At 60.3% G+C, this 23,597-nt stretch carries 21 protein-coding genes and 1 pseudogene; 9 read left to right on the top strand and 13 right to left on the bottom strand.

What is annotated here, in order from left to right; all coding sequences use genetic code 11:
* Positions 1–199: 199 nt before the first annotated feature.
* The 3 genes and pseudogenes from metH to JO015_09655 all read left to right on the top strand — a co-directional run bounded on the left by metH (position 200) and on the right by JO015_09655 (position 4,573).
* A complete protein-coding gene (gene metH / locus JO015_09665) occupies positions 200–3,931 on the top strand; it encodes a methionine synthase (GenBank protein ID MBV9999365.1) in 3,732 nt (1,243 codons plus the stop codon).
* Between the two features lie 78 nt (positions 3,932–4,009).
* Positions 4,010–4,252, top strand: a complete 243-nt coding sequence (locus JO015_09660) for a ribbon-helix-helix protein, CopG family (GenBank protein MBV9999364.1) — start codon at positions 4,010–4,012, stop codon at positions 4,250–4,252.
* Positions 4,237–4,573: pseudogene (locus JO015_09655) on the top strand (type II toxin-antitoxin system PemK/MazF family toxin). Before JO015_09660 ends, JO015_09655 begins: the two are co-directional and overlap by 16 nt.
* A gap of 58 nt (positions 4,574–4,631) precedes the next feature.
* Here JO015_09655 and lysA read toward each other — a convergent pair.
* From lysA to gnd, 3 genes are all read right to left on the bottom strand, one after another.
* Complete coding sequence (gene lysA, locus JO015_09650) at positions 4,632–5,936, bottom strand: diaminopimelate decarboxylase (GenBank protein ID MBV9999363.1); 1,305 nt, start codon at positions 5,934–5,936, stop codon at positions 4,632–4,634.
* Between the two features lie 45 nt (positions 5,937–5,981).
* Positions 5,982–6,878, bottom strand: coding sequence for a bifunctional 5,10-methylene-tetrahydrofolate dehydrogenase/5,10-methylene-tetrahydrofolate cyclohydrolase (locus tag JO015_09645; protein ID MBV9999362.1), 897 nt, complete (start codon positions 6,876–6,878; stop codon positions 5,982–5,984).
* 76 nt (positions 6,879–6,954) lie between these two features.
* Entirely contained in the window at positions 6,955–8,367 is a 1,413-nt protein-coding gene (gnd, locus tag JO015_09640) for a decarboxylating NADP(+)-dependent phosphogluconate dehydrogenase (GenBank protein MBV9999361.1), read from the bottom strand.
* A 180-nt stretch (positions 8,368–8,547) separates the two neighbouring features.
* Between gnd and JO015_09635 the strand changes: the two genes are divergently transcribed.
* Positions 8,548–8,949 (top strand): molybdenum cofactor biosynthesis protein MoaE, encoded by a 402-nt coding sequence (locus JO015_09635; GenBank protein ID MBV9999360.1) that lies wholly within the window; start codon positions 8,548–8,550, stop codon positions 8,947–8,949.
* On the top strand, positions 8,946–9,518 hold the full coding sequence (gene pgsA, locus JO015_09630; protein MBV9999359.1) for a CDP-diacylglycerol--glycerol-3-phosphate 3-phosphatidyltransferase: 573 nt from the start codon (positions 8,946–8,948) through the stop codon (positions 9,516–9,518). The genes JO015_09635 and pgsA overlap by 4 nt, the downstream gene beginning before the upstream one ends.
* A 285-nt stretch (positions 9,519–9,803) precedes the next feature.
* On the opposite strand, the gene JO015_09625 is transcribed toward pgsA, so the two are convergent.
* The 4 genes from JO015_09625 to JO015_09610 all read right to left on the bottom strand — a co-directional run bounded on the left by JO015_09625 (position 9,804) and on the right by JO015_09610 (position 14,663).
* The gene (locus JO015_09625) at positions 9,804–10,379 is read right to left on the bottom strand and encodes a polysaccharide export protein (GenBank protein MBV9999358.1); all 576 of its coding nucleotides are present in this window, start codon (positions 10,377–10,379) and stop codon (positions 9,804–9,806) included.
* 15 nt (positions 10,380–10,394) lie between these two features.
* Positions 10,395–12,530 carry a polysaccharide biosynthesis tyrosine autokinase gene (locus JO015_09620; GenBank protein ID MBV9999357.1) on the bottom strand — a complete coding sequence of 712 codons (2,136 nt, stop codon included), beginning with the start codon at positions 12,528–12,530 and terminating at the stop codon, positions 10,395–10,397.
* Positions 12,531–12,588: 58 nt separating this feature from the next.
* Positions 12,589–13,812: an outer membrane beta-barrel protein gene (locus JO015_09615; GenBank protein MBV9999356.1), complete on the bottom strand. Its 1,224-nt coding sequence runs from the start codon at positions 13,810–13,812 to the stop codon at positions 12,589–12,591.
* A 221-nt stretch (positions 13,813–14,033) separates the two neighbouring features.
* Positions 14,034–14,663: a hypothetical protein gene (locus JO015_09610; protein MBV9999355.1), complete on the bottom strand. Its 630-nt coding sequence runs from the start codon at positions 14,661–14,663 to the stop codon at positions 14,034–14,036.
* Between the two features lie 19 nt (positions 14,664–14,682).
* On the opposite strand from JO015_09610, the gene ruvA reads away from it, so the two are divergent.
* Together ruvA and JO015_09600 are read left to right on the top strand one after the other, a co-directional pair.
* Positions 14,683–15,273, top strand: coding sequence for a Holliday junction branch migration protein RuvA (gene ruvA, locus JO015_09605; protein ID MBV9999354.1), 591 nt, complete (start codon positions 14,683–14,685; stop codon positions 15,271–15,273).
* Between the two features lie 41 nt (positions 15,274–15,314).
* Positions 15,315–16,625 carry a hypothetical protein gene (locus JO015_09600; GenBank protein MBV9999353.1) on the top strand — a complete coding sequence of 437 codons (1,311 nt, stop codon included), beginning with the start codon at positions 15,315–15,317 and terminating at the stop codon, positions 16,623–16,625.
* Here the strand turns inward: JO015_09600 and JO015_09595 are convergent.
* From JO015_09595 to thrB, 3 genes are all read right to left on the bottom strand, one after another.
* Complete coding sequence (locus tag JO015_09595; GenBank protein ID MBV9999352.1) at positions 16,618–17,652, bottom strand: Gfo/Idh/MocA family oxidoreductase; 1,035 nt, start codon at positions 17,650–17,652, stop codon at positions 16,618–16,620. The two genes, JO015_09600 and JO015_09595, sit on opposite strands and share 8 nt — an antisense overlap.
* Positions 17,653–17,721: 69 nt before the next feature.
* Complete coding sequence (lpxK, locus tag JO015_09590; protein ID MBV9999351.1) at positions 17,722–18,954, bottom strand: tetraacyldisaccharide 4'-kinase; 1,233 nt, start codon at positions 18,952–18,954, stop codon at positions 17,722–17,724.
* Complete coding sequence (thrB, locus tag JO015_09585; GenBank protein ID MBV9999350.1) at positions 18,955–19,806, bottom strand: homoserine kinase; 852 nt, start codon at positions 19,804–19,806, stop codon at positions 18,955–18,957.
* A 592-nt stretch (positions 19,807–20,398) separates the two neighbouring features.
* On the opposite strand from thrB, the gene rph reads away from it, so the two are divergent.
* Positions 20,399–21,196, top strand: coding sequence for a ribonuclease PH (gene rph, locus JO015_09580; GenBank protein ID MBV9999349.1), 798 nt, complete (start codon positions 20,399–20,401; stop codon positions 21,194–21,196).
* Positions 21,197–21,239: 43 nt separating this feature from the next.
* Here rph and JO015_09575 read toward each other — a convergent pair whose 3' ends face one another.
* Positions 21,240–22,196 (bottom strand): GTP-binding protein, encoded by a 957-nt coding sequence (locus tag JO015_09575; GenBank protein MBV9999348.1) that lies wholly within the window; start codon positions 22,194–22,196, stop codon positions 21,240–21,242.
* Positions 22,197–22,201: 5 nt separating this feature from the next.
* Positions 22,202–22,465, bottom strand: coding sequence for a 50S ribosomal protein L28 (locus tag JO015_09570; GenBank protein ID MBV9999347.1), 264 nt, complete (start codon positions 22,463–22,465; stop codon positions 22,202–22,204).
* Positions 22,466–22,652: 187 nt separating this feature from the next.
* Between JO015_09570 and JO015_09565 the strand changes: the two genes are divergently transcribed.
* A complete protein-coding gene (locus JO015_09565; GenBank protein MBV9999346.1) occupies positions 22,653–22,955 on the top strand; it encodes a hypothetical protein in 303 nt (100 codons plus the stop codon).
* Between the two features lie 272 nt (positions 22,956–23,227).
* Here the strand turns inward: JO015_09565 and JO015_09560 are convergent, their stop codons facing one another.
* A complete protein-coding gene (locus JO015_09560) occupies positions 23,228–23,473 on the bottom strand; it encodes a GlsB/YeaQ/YmgE family stress response membrane protein (GenBank protein ID MBV9999345.1) in 246 nt (81 codons plus the stop codon).
* Positions 23,474–23,597: the final 124 nt, after the last annotated feature.

Here is a 23,597-nt window from a genome sequence, read left to right as displayed (position 1 = left end):
TCACCCCCACCGTCGTACCCGTTCCCCGTTACCCGTTACCCGTTACCCGTTACCCGTTACCCGTTACCCGTTACCCGTTACCCGTTACCCGTTACCCGTTACCCGTTACCCGTTACCCATCACATCAACCCATCCTGATGCTTTGATGTTTTCAGGCGTTGCACTCGCTCGAGCCGGGTGGTAGTCTCTCGCCGTCATCATGGCTGTTCATCTGAAACGAGCGGATTCTTTCGATATCGAACACGCGCTGCGACAACGCATTCTTATCCTGGACGGTGCCATGGGCACGATGCTGCAGCGTTTCAAGCTGGGTGAGGAGGATTATCGCGGGACCCGGTTGGCGGCGCACCCCTACCCGTTGAAGAACAATAACGATGTGCTCTGCCTTACCCGGCCGGAGCTCATCCGTCAGGTGCACGACGCCTACCTGGCCGCCGGTGCGGACATCATCGAGACAAACACGTTTAATGCCACGGTCGTTTCGCAGGCGGATTTCGGGCTCGAGTCCCTGGTACCGGAGATCAATCGTGCAGCCGCGCAGATCGCCAGGGAAGCGGTAACGGCGGCAATGGCGGCCGACCCGGGCCGGCGCCGGTACGTGGCGGGATCGGTCGGGCCGTTGAACCGCACCCTTTCGATTTCGCGGGACGTGAATGATCCGGGCAAGCGCGATGTCACGTGGCAGCAGGTCAGGGAAGCGTACCGCCAGCAGGTGCAATCTCTCCTGGAAGGGGGGGCAGACCTGCTCCTGCTGGAGACCACCTTCGACACGCTGAACCTGAAAGCGGCCTTGTTTGCCGTGGAAGAGGTCTTCGAAGCGCTGGGGTGGCGGGTACCGGTCATGGCGTCTGGAACGATCACCGACGCGAGCGGCCGCACTTTGACCGGACAAACCACCGAGGCGTTCTGGATTTCAATCTCGCACGCTCCGCTCCTGAGCGTTGGTCTCAACTGCGCGTTAGGACCCAAGGAACTTCGCCCGTACGTTGAAGAACTTGCGCGCATCGCTCCGATTTATGTTTCCTGTTACCCGAATGCCGGGTTGCCGGATCCCTTGTCACCCACCGGTTTCCCTGAAACGCCCGAATCGCTGGCGCCGCAACTGCGGGACTGGGCGGAGCGCGGCTGGTTAAACATCGTCGGGGGATGCTGCGGCACGACGCCGGACCACATTGCGGCGCTGGCTGAGGCGGTGAAGGGAATACCGCCGCGGCCCTTACCTGGCCTGCCGGTCAGAACTCAACTCAGCGGCTTGGAGCCTTACACGGTCACTGACAGTTTTACGGTGATCGGCGAACGGACCAACATCACCGGGTCGCCCAGGTTTTCGAAATTGATCCTGGCCGGGGATTTCGACGGGGCGCTCGCCGTAGCGCGCCAGCAGGTGGAAGGCGGTGCGAACATTCTGGACGTCAACATGGACGAGGGGATGATCGATTCCCGGGCGGCCATGGTTAAATTTCTTAACCTGATCGCGTCCGAGCCCGACATCGCCCGGATTCCGATCATGGTCGACAGCTCGCGCTGGAACGTGCTGGAAGCCGGGCTGCAATGCATTCAGGGCAAAGGCATCGTTAATTCGATCAGCCTCAAGGAGGGCGAGGCGAAGTTCAAGGAACAAGCGAGCCTGGTTCGCCGTTACGGGGCGGCGGTGGTCGTGATGGCGTTTGATGAAGCCGGCCAGGCCGACACGTACGAGCGTAAGACCGAGATATGCGCCCGGGCTTACCGGATCCTTACCGAAGAGGTCGGTTTCCCGCCGCAGGACATCGTTTTTGACCCGAACATCCTCACGGTGGCGACGGGTATCGAGGAACACAACGGTTACGCCATCGCGTTTATCGAGGCGACGCGCTGGATCAAGCAAAACCTGCCGCACTGCCGGGTGAGCGGCGGCGTGTCGAACATCTCGTTTTCATTCCGGGGAAATAACGTCGTCCGGGAAGCGATGCACGCGGCGTTCCTTTATCATGCCATTCAGGCCGGCCTGGATATGGGGATCGTGAACGCCGGCCAGTTGGCGGTTTACGAAGAGATCCCGCGCGACCTGCGGGACCTGGTGGAAGACGTGCTGCTGAACCGGCGGCCGGACGCGACCGAGCGGCTGATCGAGTTTGCCGACAAAGTGAAGGGAGCAGGCAAGGTCCAGGCCAAAGATGACGCGTGGCGGCAGGGCACGGTGGAGGAACGCCTCGCGCATGCCCTCGTCAAAGGCATCGTCGATTTTATCGATCAGGACACCGAAGAGGCGCGCCGGAAATACGGCCGGCCTCTGGCGGTGATCGAAGGCCCGTTGATGGCGGGTATGAGCGTGGTCGGCGACTTGTTCGGGGCCGGCAAAATGTTTCTGCCGCAAGTGGTCAAGAGCGCGCGGGTCATGAAGAAGAGCGTTGCGTACCTGACGCCTTTTCTGGAAGCGGAGAAGGCAGCGACGCCCGGTTCGCGTTCGCAGGGCAAAGTGCTGATGGCGACGGTCAAAGGCGACGTCCATGACATCGGCAAAAACATCGTTTCGGTGGTGTTGGGCTGTAACAACTTCGAGGTGATCGATCTCGGTGTGATGGTGCCGGCCGAAAAAATCCTGGAAACGGCCGGCCGGGAGAAGGTGGATGTGATCGGCCTCAGCGGCCTTATTACGCCTTCGCTCGACGAGATGGCGCACGTGGCGCAGGAAATGGAACGGCTGGAGATTCGGCTGCCGCTGCTGATCGGCGGTGCGACCACCAGCCGGGCGCACACCGCGGTAAAAATCGCACCTCATTACCAGGGGCCGACGGTCCACGTGGTGGATGCCTCGCGGGCGGTCGGGGTGGTGAGCTCATTGCTGAGCGCGGATCAAAAGGCTGCGTACCTCCGGCAGAACGAGGCTGACCAGAAGCGATTGCGCCAGGAGTTTGAGGCGCGCAATAACGTTAAAGAGCTGCTGACGATCCAGGAGGCCAGGGAACGCCGGCCGCGCTTTGACTGGGCGCAAACCGTCATTGATGTCCCGGCTTTCACCGGCTTGCGCGCCGTGACTAACCTGCCGCTGGACGAGTTGGTGCCGTTCATCGATTGGTCACCGTTCTTTCATACGTGGGAATTGCGAGGCCGTTTCCCGGCGATCCTCGACGATCCGGCGGTGGGCGAACAGGCCCGGCACCTGTATGAGGACGCCCAGAAGCTGCTGCAGGACATTGTGAATGGGAAACTGTACCAGGCGCGGGGCGTCTACGGGTTCTGGCCGGCCAACAGCCGCGGGGATGACGTCGACCTTTATGCCGATGAGTCCCGGCGTGACCGGCTGGCGACGTTCCATTTTCTGCGGCAGCAGATGCGGAAACCGGCAAATCAGTTCAACCATTGTCTGGCCGACTACATTGCGCCGGTGGACAGCGGCCGTTGCGATTACCTGGGTGCTTTTGCCGTGACGGCGGGCCTGGGTGCAGATGAACTGGCCAAACAGTTTGAAGCGGATCACGACGATTACAATGCCATCATGGCCAAGGCCCTGGCGGATCGCCTGGCGGAGGCATTTGCCGAATACCTGCACGAACGGACCCGGGGCGACTGGGGCTACGGCCGGAACGAGCATCTGACCAAAGAGGATCTGATCCGGGAGGCTTACCGCGGCATCCGTCCGGCTGCGGGTTACCCGGCCTGTCCGGACCACACCGAGAAGCGGGCGTTATTTGGCCTGCTTAAGGCGGAGGCAAATACGGGCATCTGGTTGACGGAAAACTTCGCCATGTGGCCGGGAGCTTCGGTCAGCGGCCTCTATTTTGCGCACCCGGAATCCAAATACTTTGGGGTGGGCAAACTTGGGCGTGACCAGGTGCTCGATTACCAAGCCCGTAAGGGACTGCCGCTGGCTGAGATCGAGCGGTGGCTGGGACCTTACCTCAATTACCGTCCGCAGATCGTGCCGGTACAGGCCGGGGTGGGCGGGTGATGGCCGGGCCTGTACGAAGCAGCCAGCGGGCGTCGGCGTGGTATTGACGGCCATTCATACCAGTGGTATGACCAATCCGTGGGCGTTGCAAAAGTCGCCGTTTCCATGAATGCCGAGTTGCTTCGGCGGTTGGATGCGCTCGTCGAACGGAAGGTCTTTCGCAGCCGTAGCGAAGCGATCCGGAAGGCGGTTGCCGAGAAACTCGCCCGGTTGGAGGGTAATCGCCTTGCACGCGAGTGCGCCAAGCTCTTACCGGCTGAAGAGCAAGCGATGGCTGACGAAGGCATGGCGAAAGACGCCGCTGAATGGCCAGAATATTGAGGGGCGACATCGTCTGGGCCGATCTCGACCCGAGAAGGCCACGAGCAATCGGGCCGCCGTCCGATCGTGGTGCTGAGCCAGGATGTCTTCAACGAGCGTTCTGGGACCGTGATCGCCTGTGCGCTTACGAGTCAGCAGCCGCGAGCAGGCTTTCCGCTGACGTTGGAATTGACCGGCACAAAGCTGCCGAAACGCTCATGGGTTAACATCAGCCAGGTTAGAACCCTTTCGGTCGAGCGGCTGGGCAAGAAGCTTGGACGCATTTCTGTCGAGGCGCTGGACCAGGTGATCGATGGGCTGAACGAGATTATTGGCGCGTAGCTGACAGATTCTCCGGATGAGAGCACAAAGTCTCTCAGGGTCTACCGGGCAGCGGCATTCACGCTTCCACCTCTTCGGCTTCAAGTTCCGCCGCGATGAGGTCGGCATAGTTTTGGCGGCGGCGGATCAATCGGTGTCCGGCGCCTGCAACCAGGACCTCGGCCGGGAGCGGGCGCGAATTGTAGGTGGAGGCCATGGAAAACCCGTAGGCGCCGGCGCTCATCAAGGCCAGGAGATCGCCTTCAACCGTTCGGGCCACTTCCCGGTCCTGCGCGAAGAAGTCGCCGCTTTCGCAGACCGGTCCGACGACGTCAACCACTTCCATGCCGGCATCGGAGCGGCGGCGGACGGGAACGATCTCATGATAGCCGCTGTAAAGTGCGGGCCGGATCAGGTCGTTCATGCCGGCGTCGACGATGACGAAAGTCTTTTGCTGCGCCCGTTTGATGTACAGCACCCGGGTGAGCAGGACGCCGGCATTGCCGACGAGGAAGCGCCCGGGTTCAAGCAGCACGCGCAGCTTCAGCCGGCGCAATGATGGCGAGATCGCCTGCACGTATTGCTCGATGGTCAGGGCATCCCGGGCTCCGTCTTCCTGCCACCAGACGGCATCGCCGCTCTCGAGCGAACCCCGGTAAACGATGCCGATGCCGCCGCCGATGCTCATGAACTCAAGGCGAAACCGGCGTCTCAAATCCTCCGCCAGCGGCAACACTTTGGCAATGGCCTCGGCAAACGGTTCCGGCTCGGTGATCTGGGAACCGATGTGCATTTGCAACCCGCGGATATCCAGGTTGGGCAGGGAGGCCGCCAGTTCGTAAGCCTCCATGATTCGGTCGATCGCGATGCCGAACTTATTTTCGCTCTTCCCGGTAGAAATGTAGTGATGCGTGTGGGGGTCAACGTCGGGATTAACGCGAAGGGCGATCGGCGCCCGGCGATCCATCGATCGTGCGACGTCATTGATCGTTCGGAGCTCAGCTTCCGATTCGACGTTGAAGCTGTAGATGCCGGAATGCAAAGCGTAGGCGATCTCGTCCTCGGTCTTGCCGACCCCTGCAAAAGTGCATTTGCCGGGCTCGCCGCCGGCCTGAATCACGCGGTAGAGCTCGCCCCCGGACACGATGTCGAAGCCCGAGCCCTGAGCCGCCAGGAGGCGCAGGATGGCAAGGTTGGAATTGGCCTTCACGGCGTAGCAGATCTCGTGATCGAGATCGCCGAGGGCATGGTCCAATCGCCGGAAATGATCCGTGACGGTTTGGCTGCTATAGACGTAAAGGGGAGTGCCGTACGATTCGGCAAGGTCCTGCAATCGAACCGATTCGCACGCGAGCTCGTTATTTTGGTAGTGAAAGGAATGCATGGAAAAACCGGTACCGGCGGCGTGTCGCAATCCGGCACTCGCCGCTTATAAGCGGTCCAAGCCGGTCTGCAACCGGCAAGCCTGCAGGGTATTTGCCATCAACATGGCGATGGTCATCGGTCCGACGCCGCCGGGCACCGGGGTGATGGCTCCCGCTTTTTCCGCCACTTCGTCAAAGGCGACGTCGCCGACGAGGCGATACCCTGCCGGTTTGGACGGGGCATTGATGCGGTTGATGCCGACATCGATGACGGTGGCGCCTTCGCGAACGTGTTCCGCCCGGATGAACTGCGCCTGGCCGATGGCGGCGATCAAAATGTCGGCTTGCCGGGTGATTTCCGGCAGGTGGCGCGAGCGGGAGTGCGCCACCGTCACGGTGGCGTCGCCGCCCGGTCCTTTTTGCATGAGCAAAAGGGCAACCGGCTTACCGACGATCATGCTCCGGCCGACCACCACGACGTGGGCGCCGGAGGTCGGGATGTTGCTTTCCAGGAGAAGGCGCTGGCAGCCGCGCGGCGTACACGGTACCAGCGCAGTGGGGTCGCCCATGGCGAGTTTGCCGACGTTCAGCGGGTGAAACCCGTCAACGTCTTTCAGCGGGTCGATGTTGCGAACGGCGGTGGGTTCATCGATCTGGGGAGGCAGAGGGGATTGAACCAGGATGCCGTGCACCTGCGGGTCGCGGTTGAGCTCGTCGATCAGCCGCAACAGGTCCGCCTGCGAGGTGGCGCCGGGCAGCTCGACTTTGCGCGAGTAAAGTCCGAGCTCCTTCGAGGTCCGGTCCTTGTTGCGGACGTAAACCATCGACGCCGGGTGATCGCCGACGAGCACCACCGCCAGGCCGGGCGTGACCCCATGCCGGTTCAGTTGCAGCACGCGTTCACGCGTCTCCTGGTTGATCCTCGCGGCGATGACCTTACCGTCGATCAAGTTCATAGGCATTCGGTCGGTGGCGGTCGCGTCCTCTCGCCCCGGGCTCGGGCAGCCGGGTTGCGTTGGGCAGGTTACCCTCTGGTTTCTATTGCAGCCATTCGGTGTGGAAGCTGCCGGACCGGTCCACCCGTTCGTACGTGTGCGCCCCGAAATAATCCCGTTGCGCCTGGAGCAGGTTTGCCGGTAACCGTTCCTGGCGGTAAGAATCATAGTAGCCCAGCGAGGCGCTGAACGCCGGGACGGCGACCCCGTGCCGTACGGCGGCCGTCACCGCCTGCCGCCAATGGTCCTGAGTCTGTTTCAGGACGTCGCTGAAGAACGGATCCAGCATCAGGTTCTCAAGCTGCGGATTGCGATCGAACGCTTCTTTGATCCGGTTCAAAAACTTGGCCCGGATGATGCACCCGCCTCGCCAGATCGTCGCAATATCGCCGTAGTGCAGGTTCCAGTTAAACTGCTTGCTGGCCGCCGCCAGCAGGGTGAAACCCTGGGCGTAAGAAATGATTTTGGAAGCATAAAGGGCATCGCGGACGGCGTCGATGAACTCCTGGCGATCGCCCTCGAACGGCTTCCGGGCGGGGCCCGTCAGTTGCTTCGATGCACGCACCCGCTGCTCTTTCATCGAGGACAATACGCGGGCTTCGACGGCCGCGTTGATCGTCGAGACGACGATACCCTGGTCGATCGCGGAGATCAGCGTCCATCTGCCGGTTCCTTTCTGGCCGGCTTTATCGAGAATCACGTCGACGAGCGGCTTGCCGGTGTCGGGATCCTTTTTGGTGAAAATGTTCGTGGTAATTTCGATCAGGAAGCTGTCCAGGTCGCCCCGGTTCCACCCGGCAAAGACTTCGTGTAATTCATCGGTCTGCATCCCGAGGATGTCCTTGAGGATGGCGTAAGCTTCGCAGATGAGTTGCATGTCGCCGTATTCGATCCCGTTGTGAACCATCTTCACGTAGTGACCGGCGCCGTCCGGGCCCATGTAGCGACAACAGGGTTCGCCATCGACCTGCGCGGCGATTTTCTGGAAGATCGGTGCGACGATTTCCCAGGCCTGATGCGCCCCGCCGGGCATCAGCGAAGGCCCTTTCAGTGCGCCTTCCTCTCCGCCGGAAACGCCCATGCCGAGAAAGTGAAACCCGAGCTCGGTCAACTTTTTGTCCCGGCGCTGCGTGTCGGTATAAAGCGAGTTGCCGCCATCGATAATGACGTCACCCTTGTCCAGGTGCGGTAACAACTGGTCGATCACCGCATCGACCGCCGAGCCGGCTTTAACCATGATCATGATCTTCCGCGGGCTGGCCAGGCTCTGCACGAACTCTTCGATCGAGCGGGTGGCGCTGATCCGCTTGCCCTTGGCGCGGCCGGCCGCAAACTTTTCGGTTACGCCGGTGGTGCGGTTGAACACCGAGACCGGGAAACCTTTACTTTCCATGTTAAGCACCAGGTTCTCGCCCATGACGGCGAGACCGACTAAGCCGATGTCTGATTGGTTCATGTGCTGCAAGGGTGAAACATTGAACAGGCCGGTATGGAGTCGGTGACCTCCCTGATGTCACGTCACCTGCCCCTGACGAAGCTGCATACGCTGTGTTGGTTGCACAAGTGTTTATTTGCGGCGCGTGACGCCTGGCGGGTTGTAGTGGCGCAAGCCGCCGAGACGGGCATATAAGTAAAAATGCTATTCTTTTGGGAGGCGAAGCTCACCCGGGAACCGTTGGCGTCCGGCGGAGCTGATTACCGCCGCACCGAAGGCGCGATGGTGGATTTTTACGGGATTGTGCGCGAGCTCGAGGGTGATCGTCGGATCGAAGGGATCGAATACGAAGCCTTCGAACCAATGGCCGAACGGTTGCTGGCCGAGATTGCCCAGGCAGCCGGTGAGCAGCACGGGCTTAGCCGGGTGATTTTGCATCACCGCATCGGGTTTGTCCCTGCGGGCGAACCGTCCCTGTTCCTGCGGGTTTGCGCTGAGCGCAGAGCGGCGGCTTTCCGTGCCAGTACCGAAATCGTCGAAAAATTAAAAGCGCTCGTACCGATCTGGAAACATCCGGTCTACGCTGCCGCGCAGGTCACATGAATCTCCCGAACCGTCTGACCTTGCTCCGCCTGGTGCTTATTCTACCGTTTGTCGCGGCTCTCAGCCTGGACTTCACCGGCGGCAAAATTTTTGCGCTCCTCATTTTTCTGGCCGGCAGCGCCACCGATTATGCGGACGGTGTGATCGCCCGGAAATTTCACCTGATCACGGATTTCGGGCGGCTGATGGATCCGCTGGTAGACAAGATCATGACCGTGGCCGCGTTCATTTGCCTGGTGGCGCTGGGCCTGATCCCGGCCTGGGCCGTCATCGCAATCGTCAGCCGGGAATTCCTCATCACCGGCCTGCGGCTGGTAGCGGCTTCGCGGGGTCTGGTCTTGCCGGCGGAAAAGCTCGGGAAACACAAGACCGTGTGGCAGATGGTGACCATTGTCTACTACCTGCTCTTGGTGTCGGTCAGGGATTCGGCGCCGCGCAGCCTGACCGGTTCAACCCTGGCCGGCCTGGAGAAGCTCGGGACTTTGTTCCTGGCCGTAACCGTGGCGTTGACTCTGTGGTCGGGCCTCTCGTACCTGGCGCGCCACTGGGACCTGCTGCGGGAGAATTGACGGCGTTCGGAGTTCGGAGTTCGGAGTTCGGAGTTCGGAGTTCGGCGTTCGGCGTTCGGCGTTCGGCGTTCGGCGTTCGGCGTTCGGAGTTCGGAGTTCGGAGTTCGGAGTTCGGAGCGGCAGCATGGGGGGTCAGTGCGAGTGTCAAGCTTAGAGTTGTCGCCGGGTCCCCGTAATCTGTGTAATCTGTGGATGTTTTCTCTTTTCTGCGTTCTTCTGCGTGTTCCGCCGAAAGATTGGATCCAGTTATAGGACGTCTCCGAACGCCGAACGCCGAACGCCGAACTAAAATAGCGTTTGCGGCACTTCGATCCGGTCGCCTGGCTGCACCGCGATGTCGAGGGACGGGTTGCCGCGGATCTTCTTGACGTCGATCACCATGACCTCGCTTCCTCGCAGCAGGCGAACCTTCCGCTGGTCGGCAAACGGCGAGAATCCCCCGGCCGCATTGATGCTGCTGAGCACGGTAAGGTCGGCCGTGTAAGGAATGCGCTGCGGCGTTTTGACTTCGCCCCCCACGTTCACAAACCGCGACTGCAGTTGCTGGCCTATGGTGATGGTCGGGTTGGTATAGATGTCGCGATTCCGGTAAACGCTCTCGATCGTGCTCTGGGCGATCCCGGGTGATAGACCTGCCACCCGCACCCTGCCGATGTACGGCAGATTGATAAAGCCTTCGTTATCGATCGTGTACTGCCCACTGACGGACGCTATGTCGGTGGACGGGATCCCGGAGATCTTGATCTCGAGGACATCACCATTCCTCAGAGTCGCTTGCGCCCGGGCGTCCGGAACACCCCAGGCAACGAACAGGGCGCAGGCGAGCAGGCCATAAAGAACGGAAAACAGACGTCTATGCATGGCGGCAAGGCGAAATCAATAGTCGTCTTCCGTGATGGAATTTGCGGGCGCAATCCGTGCCGCCCCTTTCCGACTCGACTTGTCCTTGCCTGACTTGGTGTAGTAGTGGCTGTAACTCGTGTAATACTGGTAATTTTCGTCGTGGCGGATATCGACGTTGTTAAGCACGATGCCCAGGAGGCTGGCATCGACGCCGTCTAGGGCTTTTCTAACCCGCAATAACATCGAGCGGGGAAAGCGCCGGTGCTGCACGACGACGATAGAAGCGTCCACCAGCGTCGAAATCACCGAGGCATCGCTTACCCCGAGGATTGGGGGGCAATCGCAGATGACGACTTCGTAACGGTCGCGAACCAGTTCCATCAGGGCTTGCATGCGCGGGGAATTCAGCAGCCCGACGGCGTCCGTGGACGACGCTCCGCTGGTGAGCACCTGGAGTGAGGGGTAGCCCGTGTTCTGGACGGCATCATCAAAGGTGAGGTCGTCTTTGAGGTAGTTGCCGAGGCCGAGCCGGTTTTCCAGTTCGAACAAGCGGTGCTGCGCCGGGCGCCGCAGGTCGGCGTCGATCACCAGCACCTGAGCGCCGCAGGCCGCGTAGATTTGCGCGAGATTGCAGACGGTCGTTGATTTGCCTTCGCCGGGGCCGCCACTGACGACGCTGAGGATCGAAGCGTTGATCTTCTTGCGGCTGATATCGGCATTGGTCTTGAGGATCCGGTAAGCCTCCGCGTCAGGGGTGTCTTCATACGGGGCCTTCAAGACGTGGATATTTTTCGGGATCACCGCCAGGACCGGGCTGTTGAAAGCCCGCTCGACGTCTTCCATCGTCTTGATGCTGGTATCGAGGTATTCGAGCAGGAAGGCGATGCCGATGCCGAACACCAGTCCCGCCACGACGCCGAGCGCCATGTTGAGCGGAATGCTCGGGCGGCTCGGAAAGAGCGCAGGTTCGGCGCGATCCCGGAAATACGCCGGGCGCTGGGGCATGGTCCGCTCCATGCTCTGCGAATTCAGCCTCGTTTTTGCTAACTCGAGCAGTTTACGCTCCTGGATGTAGCGGTACTTGGCGTCCAGGTAGGCCGCACTCGCGGTTTTCTTCTGCTGCTGCACCGTCTGGCTTGAGTTCAGGTTTTCCTCCCTCGCCTTCAGGGAATTTTCCGCGATGGCCAACTGTGCCGCCATTCCCCGGCGCAAGCTGTCGATCTGCTGTCGTAACTGCTGTTCGAGCGTGTCGATCTGCGCCTGGGCTGCCTTCACGTCCGGGTGATTACGGCCGAGACCGGAATTCAGCAGCCGCGCCTTCTCGGCCTGTGCGGTCTGGTAAAGCGGTAGTTTCTGCTCCAGCACCGGGTCATTCAGGTTAAGAATGCTCGCAGTGCGCATGAGATCCTCATTCTTGAGCCGGTCCAGTTGCGCCACCCGGCTGCGCAACGTTGCAACCTCGGATTGGCTGTCGTTAACTTTCTCCTGGTTGGAGAGAACGCTCGAATCCTCGACCCGTGAGGAATTATCCAGGCTGTCCGGGTTCGGGTCGATGATGCCGGTTTCTGTCCGGAGGCGGGAGGCGTCGGTATAGGCTTTGGCCACCGCCTCTTCCTGCTGGTGAACCTCTTGCTGGAGTTGTTCGAGGCTCTTCGAGACGACGTTCTGCTGTTCCTGGACGCGCTGGTCCATGTAGACTTGCGCGATGGTGTTGGCCAGTTCCGCCGCTTCTTTCGGGTCGGTGCTGAAGACGGTGATTTGGATGAGATTCGTGTTTCTGACTTCCTGCAGCGACATCATGTGCTGCAGCCGGCCGTACGCCAGTTCCTCCGGCAGCGGCAATCCCGGCGTGCCCCAGCGGCGGCAGAGATCAAGCCGATCGATCACAGGGTAAAGCACCCCTTTACGCGTGATGATCTGGAACTGCGTCTGCGTAAATTTCGGATCCAGGCTGGCGCTGGTCGGCTGGTTCTCGAAAATGCGAACCGGCGTCATGTCTGGCTGCACCTCAATGGTCGCAAACGACCGGTACTGCTTGGGCGAGATAAAGCTGATGATGCCCGCCGTCAGCACCACCAGCAGAAAGATCAGGACCACCAGCCCGAGCCGGACGCGAACGACCCGCCAATAATCAAGGAAGTGAAGCTTAGCTTCGTTAGGATAATTCATGAACAGACCGAACTACCGAGCGTTACGACTGAACTTTATCTAAGACTGGGCTTCTCGGCTAAAAACTGAAGGTGCCACCGACAAAGACCCGGTTACGGTAATAATCGCGCGTGACGATGTCCGAGAAATCACGGGTGAACGTGTAGCCGGCATCCAGCGAAAAGGCGCGTGTAAACTGGTAGGAAGTCTGCAAGGTCAGGTCGACGACGTCTTCCGTGAAGGTGGGACCCACGTGGTACTCGTTCCAGGAATAATAGCCCGCGGCAATGCCCCGCAATTTTTCGCCGAACTGATGGATTACCCTGACGCCGGTCCGGAACGTCTTACGATAGCCGGGACCAGCCAGGTCAGGCTGTTCAAGGCCGAAACGATTGTACCATTGGACGGTTGACCCCGGCTGGTACCTGTACGCAAGGGTCGACTCAAAGTACGGGTAACTTACGTCGCCCCCTTCCGGCCCTTCAAGGTGCCGGAATTCGGCCCCCGCGCGAAACCCGAATTCAAGCCGCGGGCTCAGCGTGGCGTCTATTCCGCCGAGGAGGTAATGCGAATAGGAGTTGTTGTCGAGATAGAGGTAATCGACGTACCCGAACCGGTATTCCGCCACGGCGTTAATCATCGGCAGCACCAGAAAACGGAACTGCTGCGCAAAGATGTGCTGAAGCCAGTCATCGTCATGGGCCGCGACGCCGTTGTCATAGAACAGCGTCTCCAGGGTGTAGCTGGTCACCGTGGAGAAGCGGCGCGTCCACTGATAGCCGAAGGCGACCGTGTTCGCGCTGAAAAAGTAATTGCTGACGTTATTGGCTTGATTGAGGCCCAGGACCACGTCGGGTTGGTTCTGGTACGTCATGAACGACGAAACCCCGATCATGGCCCGGGGGCTGAACTGGTGGGTGAAATCAAGGTTTAAGGTGATGTCCGGCGAGATAGTATGCCCCGGGCGGTCCCAGTATGCCACAATGCCGGCGGACAGAAGCGCGTCCAGCCGGGTCCTCGGATTGGCGATCTGGGTGCCGAGGTTTACGCCTACAGAGTTGAAGCCGCTTCCCTTCCGGTCGGAGTGGGTATCGTAGATGTTGTCATCGTAGCCGACATTGCCGTAAATTGACGCCCGAAAAGGCAAACTCGTAAAATTGCCCTCCTGGAGGACATCAGTTTGCGGACGGAACAGCGTTGCGCTCCCGGGTAAACTGACGGCCAGGTTTTGCGTGTGGCCGACCGCCGGGAAGCTCAGCAGGGAAGCGGCAGCAAAAACCAGGATACGGTCAAAGATCCTCATGTGAAAGGTCGGTGAGGGCGTGCGACAGGCAGATTCAGGGTTGAGGCGATACGTCAAAATACGGGTATAAAACCTCTTTGTATGACGTCCCTGTTGCGCCGACGAGCATTAAAACTGATTTTTTGAAGAATTTGGAAGGATCTTGTGCCGTCTTCCGCCGTCCAAACGCGCATATTCTTGCAAAATTGATCTGCAACTATGATATTTTTATAAAGCAGGTCTCAATCGACGAAATCAGCCGCAAAATCGTGCACTGCCCTTAAAACGCCGTTGCTGCACTCGAGCACCTCGGTCGAGCCCGGGTACGGATGATTCCGGTAACGGCCAAGTACTTCTACCGAGAAACTGCGCAGGTTGCCCCCGAGCCGGGGAAAGAGCAGCAAGGTTTCACGGTTCGGAACGGCTGCCAGGCAATCCGGGCCGAGCGCCTGGGAGTAACGGTTCCAGGTTTCCGGCAGGAGCAGGACGGAGCTCAGGGCCGCGTTGGGGCTGTGGAACTCGAGCGCGCTGAGCACCCCTTTGGCGTCCCGGACCACTTCCGGCCGGAGGGTTGCGGCCAGCCGTCGAGCCGCCTCCTGCGCCGCGGCGGCCCGGGCTTGTGCGCCTGCTTCGTCGGTGGCAGGGCAGGGCGTGAGTCCCTTGTCCGGGTCGAGGTCGTAATAGGCCACCACCGTCCTGGTCGAGCCGCGAATGGGCTGCTGGCCTGGCTGGTGGTAAAAGGCGGGTTGAATGATGGCTATAAGGTCAGCCCACAGCGCTTCGGGCGCCCAAAAAAAGCTGCCCGCGACCAGGAGGCTCAGGAGAAAACGCCGGCGGTAGAATGGTCCCGGTTTGCAGTTTCGCGGAGCCAAGTTACTTCTAATGCCGGACATGATAGCGTTTGTCGAGGGCGATCTCGTTGAAGCTCTGCCTACTCGGGTTGTGATTTCCGTTAATGGCCTAGGGTATTCGGTGCAGGTTCCACTCTCAAGTTTCAACCAGCTTCCGCCGGTGAATCACCGGGTGCGTCTCCTGACGCACCTGGTCGTCAGGGAGGATGCGCACCAGTTGTATGGCTTTCTGACGGCTCAGGAGCGCGATTTGTTTCTGCTGTTGCTCCAGCACGTGAGTGGCGTCGGGCCCAAGATGGCACTGGCCGTGTTGAGCGGCATGTCGGTCAGCAGTTTCAAAAGCGCGGTCGCCCGGGGCGAGGTGAACCTCCTGGCCCGGGTCAAGGGTGTCGGCAAAAAGACGGCCGAACGCATCGTGCTGGAGCTGAAGGATAAGGTCGGCGTCGCTGCCGCCTGGGAGGCCGCTGCGGAAGGAAAAACCGACCAGCGAGTGGATGACGCGCTCATGGCCCTGCTCTCGTTAGGCTTTAAACAGGTGGAAGTGCAAAAGGCGTTGCGCCAGGCGCAGGCCGCCGCTGCGGACGCGGACACCGAAACGCTTATCCGGCAGGCGCTTAAGATCTTGTCCTGACAGCCGGCCGGCGCATCCCGAATCGAAGATAAACAGAAGCAATGAATACCGCCCAGGAGCGAGTCACGGCGATTCAGCAAAGGTTTCCTAAAGAGGGCCTCTTTGCCGACAAGGAATGGAACATCGGGCCGGACCCTTTTTTTATCGAGCCCGCTTTGGCCGATTACCTTGAACGGCTGGGGCATTGGCTTTTCAAATTCGTCCGCGCGGCCAATCTCCTGTACCAGCAGTCCCGCCGGGGAAAAAAGCCGGCCTGGATCGCCGAGTACCTGGATGCGGGCAAGCCGGAGGTTTTGCGCGATTTGTGGACGACCGCACGGGGGGATCTGCCGCGCGTTATCCGGCCGGACATCATCCTGACCCAGGAAGGGGTGATTATTTCGGAGCTGGATTCGGTACCGGGAGGTATCGGGCTGACCGGCTGGCTTAACCAGGTGTACGCCGACCTTGGCTTTGACGTCGTCGGCGGCCGCGACGGCATGGTGGAGGGCTTCCATTCGATCCTGCCGCATGGGGGAACCGTCGTCGTCTCGGAAGAGGCAGCCACTTACCGGCCCGAAATGCGGTGGCTGCAGCGGGAGCTGAATGCCCGGTTTGGTCCCCATTGGGACGTGCAGGCGGCGGAGACGTGGGATTTTCGTTCAGGGACGCCGGTATACCGGTTTTTCGAACTGTTCGATTTACCGAACCTGCCGTCCACGACGACCCTTTTGGACGCGGCGCGCGCGGGAAGCCTGCAGATCACGCCGCCGCTTAAACCTTACCTGGAGGAGAAACTCTGGTTCGCGCTCTTCTGGTCGCACCCGCTACAGGAGTTCTGGATCCGGGAACTGAGTGAGCGGCATTTTCGCAAGCTGCAGTCCATGATCCCCAAAACCTGGGTGGTGGACCCGGCGCCGATTCCGCACCACGCGGTGATTCCCTGGTTATGCATTCAGCAATGGGACGAGTTAAAGCATTTCAGCCACAAGCAGCGCGACTTCGTGCTGAAAGTCAGCGGCTTTTCCGAACGCGCCTGGGGAAGCCGCGGCGTTTACGTAGGGACTGATTTGCCCCAGGCCGAATGGGCCCGGCTGATCGATGAAGCCAAGGCATCCTTTCCGATTCAGCCGTTCATCCTGCAACGGTTTCACCGGGGACGGCTTTTTGAGCAATCGATGTATCAGGCTGCCACCGGGACTTTCAGCACCTTCCGGGGCCGGGTTCGGCTCTGTCCTTATTACTTTGTGGCGTCGGAGGACGATATCCGCCTCGGCGGCATTCTGGCGACGGTTGTTCCCGCAGACAAAAAGATCGTGCACGGGATGCGCGACGCCGTCATGGTGCCGGTCGCGGTCAGGCCAGCTACCTGATCTCGATTTCTCTGCCTTGCTCGATCGAGTCGGCGACGGCCTGCACCACCTGCATGTATTGAACGCCCTCGCCGAAGCCGGGCTGAGGGAGGATGTGACCGGGCGCCCTCACGGCCGCGATGAAATTTTCTTCAACGCTCCAGGACCGCTCGAGTTCCGGTGGGATCGGAATCCGCTTGGCGGAGCCGTCACCGAGGCGGCCCCCGTAGATTTCGTCGTGAGCGAAATCATAAGCCAGCATGCCTTCGTGGCCGTACACCTCCAGGCGGTCAGGACCGGCAAAAGGAGCGATCCCGCTGAATTCCATCACCCCCTCCATTCCGTTGGAAAAACGGCAAAGTACCGTGACCATGTCCGGGACCCGGATTTCATAGCCCTGACGAATCGGGTTGATCGTCTTGGCATGCGCAAAGACCCGGGTGATGGGACCGAACCAGCGTTGGACGACCTCGGCGTAAATGCCCAGGGTCAGCACGTTGAGGCCGGACAACTCGTCACGCTGCCGCCAATGGGGAGGCGCATCCGGGTCGATGAAAGTGTCCGCGAGGCTTTGCAACCGAAGATGGTGCGTGCGTCCCGGGTACTCCTCGGCGAGCAGTTTCTGCATGAAAAGCGACCCCCGCAGCCCGCGCCGGGGAGGGCACACCATGGTCACCAGGTGCGGGTGGCGTTGGGCGGCCACGTACATCTCTTCAGCTTCACTCAGGTTCATCGCCATCCGCGCCTGGCAGAACACGTGCTTGCCGGCCTCAAGCGCTGAGATCGCGATCGTGGCATGAAGGTAGGGCGGCGTCCCGATCCACACAACGTCCGCATCCGAATCGGCCAGAAGTTCGGCCCAGTTGCCGTAAGGGACGGCCTCGGGCGCGAACTCCCGGCAGAACGCCTCCGCGCTCTCGTAGGTTGAGTTGCAGACCGCCACCACCGATACGTCCGGGATCTGTTTGAGCGCGGGCAGGTGCCGGGACTTGACGATGTTGCCGGCGCCTATCACGCCGATTCGTAATTTGCTGGGCCGTGTAGACATGAAAGGTATTTAGGTCAGACAACGGCTACCCTCGCTCGTTTAATGCTCAACGATTTTGGCGGGAATTGATCATTCGGTGACGATGCCTTCCCGTTCGGGGACGCGACCCGCCCAGGGGGCAAGCCCTGCATGGCCCGTACCGAATGGCTGGCAGATCCGTTGCACGCACTGTTCCCAGGTCTCGTGTCCGCCGAGGATTTCGATCTCCACGCGCAGGTAATAAACCGGTAGGGGAACGGGCTCGATCATCGGAAACCGGACGGCATCTTTCTCGGTGGTGATGACTGCGTTTACGTCGCGGCGCACGCACCGCTGAAAAAAGGCGCCAAGTTCCTTTTCCGTGTACCGGTGGTGGTCGGCAAAGTGTCGGGACAGTTCGATGTTGGCGCCCAGGCTGCGCAAACCGTTCTCAAAGCTCTCGGGCGCCGCAATGCCGGATAAAGCCCCGATGTACAAGCCTCTAAGGTAATCCAGCGGCAGGCGTTCATCCTTGTAGACGTGCCGGAGGTAGAGCGGTTGGTGGGTACACTCGATGATTTCAGCGGTGCGATTGTACCGGCGTATCCGCTGGATCAGGTCGGCATTAGAGCGGCCGTCGCACTTGGTAATGAAGATATAACTCGCACGGCGAAGGTTTTGTGGCGGCTCACGTAAGGTTCCACGCGGCAGCAGGAACTCGTTGCCGAAAGGCGCCTGCCGGTCGATCAGCACGATATCGAGACGATGCTTCAGGTCCAGGTACTGCAGACCGTCATCGAGAAGAAGCGTGTCGACGTCGAGCGCCCTGATGGCGTGGAGCCCCGCCTTCACCCGGTCTTTATCCACCACGACGGCCACGCCGGCCAGGTTGGTCGCCAGCATGTACGGTTCGTCACCGGAACTGGTCGCGTCGAGCAGCACTTTCTCGCCATCAGAAACCATCCGGGGCGGTTGGTCGGTACCCTTGCGAAGCAGCTTGTGCCACCACTTCCGCTTCTTGCGGTTGTCCACGCTTTTGTAGCCGCGACTCAGGATGGCAACGCGGCGCCCTCCCTTCTGCAGGGCTCGGGCGAACTTCTCAACGACCGGCGTTTTTCCTGTTCCGCCCACGGTGAGGTTGCCGATGCTGATGACCAGGCACCCGAGTTGGCGTTCACGCAGGATCCGTTTGCGGTACAGGAACAGCCGCAACTGCACGATCGTCAGGTACAGGAAGGATAACGCATGCAGCGTTGCCCGGAGTAAAGACGCGCGCACCCCATGACGCCGCTCCAGGATGACGTCGATGGCGTATTGCTCTAATTCGTCCAGCCAGCGCCTCATCTAACCATTGGTTAACTTCGCGCCGGCGTTATCGACGCCCACGGTACAGGTAAAAGCCGCACGGCCCGGTGTTGCGGCCAGCATGGCCTCGGCGACCTCCCGTTCGCGGGTCAGCGTCAGGCACGCAATGGTCGAACCGGAACCGCTCAGGAACCCGCCGAGCGCACCCGCCTTGACCCCGGCGGCAATCACCTCCGGCAGAAAAGGAATGAGCGTCTGGCGGTATGGCTGATGCAGCTGATCTGTAAAAGCTCCACGCAGGATCCGGTAGTTGCGCGAGACAAACGCCGCCACCACGGCGGCGATGCCCGCCAGGTTGTCGATCACCTCTTCGCGCCGGTAGGTCGAAGGCAGAACCTTGCGGGCTTCGGCCGTCTGGATTTCAAAATCCGGCACGCACAAGACCACTTTCAGTGCGGGATCGACGTCATACCGGAGCACCTGGCTGAGGTGGCCCCCGCGCTTCTGTACCACCGTGAATCCGCCGAAGCACGCCGCCGCCGCGTTGTCCGGGTGGCCCTCGAGCCGGGCGCCAAGCTCAAAGAGGCGCTGCTGGTCCAGCGTTTCGCCGCAAAGGCGATTCAACGCCATCAATACCCCCAGACGCACCGTCACGCTGCTGCCCAGACCGCGCGCCGAAGGTACGTCGCCTCGAACTTCGACCCGAAACGGAAACGGCATCGCGCCGCTCGCGGCGAAAAAGGCCTGGGCCGCCGCCTCCATAAAGGGCGAGGCCAGCGTTTCCGCCGCGGGCTCGACGCTTACCTCATTGTAAAGTTCCAGCGCAAGCCCCAGGCAATCAAAGCCTGGACCCAGGTTCGACGTGGAAGCGGGCACTCGGACTCTCACCATTGGCATAAACGGCAACGGCGATCATCAACCGGTCCGCCGCGGACGTCAACGGCCCACCGTCACACGGCGGGCACGGCGCCCACGGCGAGAGGATTAAATCATCCGCAGAACACGCAGAAGTACGCAGAAAAGAGAAAGCATCCACAGATTACACAGATTGACACAGATTAAGGTCACACGGCGGCCGCAGCGGGTTCGGCGGTCACAGCGAAAGAGGTTCACACGGCGGGTCACGGCGACCACGGCGAAAAGAGGAAGAGTTCGGAGCTCGGGGTTTGGCGCTCGGAGTGCAAAGGCGTCGTAGAACCGGGTCCGATCTCCCCCGAGGGTCAAGCTTACACGGCGAGAAGATTAAATCATCCGCAGAACACGCAGAAGTACGCAGAAAAAGATCCACCCATCCGGCGTTTGACACCTGCATTCCGCACCCATCATGCCGCTCCGAACTCCGAACTCTTTCCCCCTTCTTCCCGCCGTGTTCGCCGTGTGAACCTCTTACGCCGTGACCGCCAAACCCGCTGCGGCCGCCGTGTGACCGAACCCCGAACTTCACCCGACACCCGACACCCGACACCCGACACTCCATCACTCCATGTCCGATTCCGCAGAACAACCCTTGTCGCGTCGCGATGGACGGCCAGCGGACGAGTCGCGCGAATTACGGCTGCAGGCCGGCATCGCTCCGCACGCGCACGGTTCGGTGCTGATCGGCACCGGCCGGACGCAGGTGATCTGCGCCGCTACTTTTGAGGAAAGCGTCCCCCGATGGATGAAGGACCAGCGCGTTGCCGGCGGATGGATCACGGCGGAATATTCGATGCTGCCCTACTCGACATTGGCGCGGCGCCCGCGCGATATTGCCAGAGGCAAGCTCGATGGACGCAGCACGGAAATCCAGCGGCTGATCGGGCGCGCCTTACGGACGGCGGTTGACCTGGATGCCTTGGGCGAGCGCACACTCTGGATCGACTGCGACGTGCTCCAGGCTGACGGCGGAACCCGCACGGCCGCCATTACCGGCGCTTCGCTGGCCGTAACCCTTGCGTGCGCCCGGCTTCGTGGGACTCAGTCCCTGCCGGCCTGGCCGGTGCGATGCTTGGTTGCAGCTATCAGCGTGGGGATTATTCAGGGTAGGGCGCTGGTCGACCTCGATTATGAGGAGGATCGAGCCGCGAGCGTGGACCTGAACCTTGTGATGACGAGTCGCAGCGAGTTCGTCGAAGTGCAAGGGGCCGGCGAGGAAAGCAGTTTCAGCCACGAGCAACTCCTTGCCATGCTCGCCGCCGGAGGAAAGGCGATTCAGGGGCTTATCGAACGGCAACGCGCTTTCCTGCGTTTACATGCTCCGGACGTGGCAGACCTGTTGGAATCGCCTCACCAGACCGGCTGACCCCCTCTTTCCGGGCGCCCCGCCGGCCGTTTATCAGGCCGGATCAGGCCAGACAACGCGCCAGATCCTGCCGGATGCCGTCGACCTCGAGGTCCTTGCCAATAAATACCAGTTGGCTCGACCGCGTCTCCTGCTTTTCCCAAAGCCGGTCCCAATAGATGGTGAACCGGTTGTTTACGCCGTGAAAAACCGCCCGGCGGGGCGTCCCCTCAATCCATAGAATGCCTTTGGACCGGAACACGCGGCTTTTCTCCGAGATGGCGTTCAAGACCTCTTCCAGGCGCGAGAGGTCAAAGGGTTGGTCAAACTGGTAAGCCGTGGACTGAATATCGGCATGGGTGCTTGCACGGTACTCGTTCAGCAGTTCCGGTGCGACGGCCAGTTTACGGTCCAGGTCGAAAGCGTTGATGTCCAGAAGCTCATTCAGGTTCACTTTGGACTGTTCCGTGCGGAAGATCCGTGCTTGCGGATTCAGTTCGGTGATGGCCGCTTCGACTGCTTCGAGCCGTTCGGGGCTGACAAGATCCACCTTGTTCAGCAATACGAAATCGGCCAGCGCAATTTGTTCGTGCGCTACCTTGGTCTCACGCAGTTGCGACAGGATGTTCTCGGCATCAACCAGCGTGATGATCGCATCCAGACGCGCGTATTGTTGAAGCTGAGGGATGTTCAGGAAAGTCTGCGCAACCGGACCTGGATCGGCCACGCCGGTCGTCTCAATGAGGATGTAGTCGAGGTTTTCGCGTTTAAGCAGCTTCTGCACGCCTTTAACCAGATCCTTGCGAACGGTGCAGCAGATGCAACCGTTGCTCATTTCAACCACGTCCTCGGTCTGAGTCTCGACCAGTTGCCCGTCAATGCCGATCGCGCCGACTTCGTTGATGAGGACGCCGAAACGGTACTGCGATTGCCCTTTGAGGATGTGATTAAGGAGCGTGGTTTTTCCCGCCCCCAGAAAGCCGGTCAATACGCTTACCGGAATGATTTTGTGTTGCGCCATGCCGCTTAGATTACACCGGCCTTTTTTAGGGTCCGGTACGCCCCGTTCTTCGCAATCGTCTTGAGGGCGCGGGTGCTGAGTTTAACGGTGACAAACCGGTTGAGCTCCGGTACCCAGAGGCGGCGCACCTTCAGGTTCGGGATAAACATCCGCGGGGTATTCGCCGTGACGTGCTGGCCGACCCCCCCTTTTTTCTTCGCGAGACCGCGGCGATGAATGACGTGGCCTCTTGAAGGCTTGGCTCCGGTAATGCTGCAAACTCTGGACATAGCGGCTCCTTTAAAAAGAGCGGGAAAAATGCGTCCGGGAGCAGGTTCCGTCAAGGGTGAAGTCTCATACCTCGCGCGTGGCTCACGGATTTTCTCAAATTATTTAAGGAAAAACCTCGTCAACAAGATGAAGGCAACCCGGTGATATGGTATGATTGCCTGTCAAGGTTAAGCCGTCGTTTTGTATATGAAAAAGTTTATCGTTCCTGCGCTGATTGCGTGCGTGCTTTTGTTCGCGGGGCTGGCGCCGGCTCGTGCGGGAGTGCACGTGGTATTTGGGGTTGGGCTGCCGGCCTACTACGGACCTTATCCCTATGGACCTTATCCCTATGGACCGTACCCCTACTGGTACGGCTACTCTTACCCGTTTTACGGCGGTTACTACGGTTACTATCGCCCGTATTGGCACCACGGCTACTACGGCCGAGGTTTTTACGGCCGGGGATTTTATGGGCGCGGTTACTACGGGCACGGCTTCTACCGCCATTAGCCCGGCCAAAGCGAATTGGTTTGGAACTGCCTGCTTACGTGGGCGCCGGGTGGACCTGAAAGCAGAGCACGCCCGCTAGAGTCAAGTTGGCCTGCGGAGCAAAGACGGGATGGTTGAAGTGCCCGGATTTGCTCCGCTTCTTTGTGCCTCGGTTTCTCGGGGGCCAAAGCCACGCTGTACATCCCGCAGCCGCCCGGGTAAGGGGCGACTTAAGAAGGTTGCAGCAGACAGAAGGCCGCGCCGCCGGCAGAAAACCTGGACGGGTTCCCTCGTTACGCGAATCGGGAGACGATGAAGACCACGACAATCGCGCCGATGATCGACATGATGAATCCGGCCGGATGAAACGCTTCTCCTTCCGCCGGCCTGGAGAAGAGTCGGGCAATCAGCCCTCCGACCACTGAGCCCACGATACCCAAAATGGTGGTGCCGATAAAGCCGAAGTGGGTATGCATGATTGCACTCGCGATCGCTCCGACGATGAACCCCACGATGATGGACCAGATAATGTGTAGCATTTGGTAATGTCCGATTTAAGGTTTAGGCGGCTTTTGTATGCCTCCTTCAATATCGCCGCGGATCTCTTGTCAAGATTCATCGGCCTGTGGCTTTTGTCGCCTGCACCTTGCTTCCATGTTTCCA

This window comes from Verrucomicrobiota bacterium (assembly GCA_019247695.1).
GTDB lineage: Bacteria > Verrucomicrobiota > Verrucomicrobiia > Chthoniobacterales > JAFAMB01 > JAFBAP01.
Note: the sequence above shows the minus strand (reverse complement) of the source record. Positions and strands in the feature narration are given on the sequence as shown.

Coding starts and splice junctions, on each gene's coding strand:
- metH (MBV9999365.1), top strand. CDS start 200: ATGGCTGTTCATCTGAAACGAGCGGATTCTTTCGATATCGAACACGCG.
- lysA (MBV9999363.1), bottom strand. CDS start 5,936: ATGCATTCCTTTCACTACCAAAATAACGAGCTCGCGTGCGAATCGGTT.
- JO015_09645 (MBV9999362.1), bottom strand. CDS start 6,878: ATGCCTATGAACTTGATCGACGGTAAGGTCATCGCCGCGAGGATCAAC.
- gnd (MBV9999361.1), bottom strand. CDS start 8,367: ATGAACCAATCAGACATCGGCTTAGTCGGTCTCGCCGTCATGGGCGAG.
- JO015_09635 (MBV9999360.1), top strand. CDS start 8,548: ATGCTATTCTTTTGGGAGGCGAAGCTCACCCGGGAACCGTTGGCGTCC.
- pgsA (MBV9999359.1), top strand. CDS start 8,946: ATGAATCTCCCGAACCGTCTGACCTTGCTCCGCCTGGTGCTTATTCTA.
- JO015_09625 (MBV9999358.1), bottom strand. CDS start 10,379: ATGCATAGACGTCTGTTTTCCGTTCTTTATGGCCTGCTCGCCTGCGCC.
- JO015_09620 (MBV9999357.1), bottom strand. CDS start 12,530: ATGAATTATCCTAACGAAGCTAAGCTTCACTTCCTTGATTATTGGCGG.
- JO015_09615 (MBV9999356.1), bottom strand. CDS start 13,812: ATGAGGATCTTTGACCGTATCCTGGTTTTTGCTGCCGCTTCCCTGCTG.
- ruvA (MBV9999354.1), top strand. CDS start 14,683: ATGATAGCGTTTGTCGAGGGCGATCTCGTTGAAGCTCTGCCTACTCGG.
- JO015_09600 (MBV9999353.1), top strand. CDS start 15,315: ATGAATACCGCCCAGGAGCGAGTCACGGCGATTCAGCAAAGGTTTCCT.
- JO015_09595 (MBV9999352.1), bottom strand. CDS start 17,652: ATGTCTACACGGCCCAGCAAATTACGAATCGGCGTGATAGGCGCCGGC.
- lpxK (MBV9999351.1), bottom strand. CDS start 18,954: ATGAGGCGCTGGCTGGACGAATTAGAGCAATACGCCATCGACGTCATC.
- thrB (MBV9999350.1), bottom strand. CDS start 19,806: ATGGTGAGAGTCCGAGTGCCCGCTTCCACGTCGAACCTGGGTCCAGGC.
- rph (MBV9999349.1), top strand. CDS start 20,399: ATGTCCGATTCCGCAGAACAACCCTTGTCGCGTCGCGATGGACGGCCA.
- JO015_09575 (MBV9999348.1), bottom strand. CDS start 22,196: ATGGCGCAACACAAAATCATTCCGGTAAGCGTATTGACCGGCTTTCTG.
- JO015_09570 (MBV9999347.1), bottom strand. CDS start 22,465: ATGTCCAGAGTTTGCAGCATTACCGGAGCCAAGCCTTCAAGAGGCCAC.
- JO015_09565 (MBV9999346.1), top strand. CDS start 22,653: ATGAAAAAGTTTATCGTTCCTGCGCTGATTGCGTGCGTGCTTTTGTTC.
- JO015_09560 (MBV9999345.1), bottom strand. CDS start 23,473: ATGCTACACATTATCTGGTCCATCATCGTGGGGTTCATCGTCGGAGCG.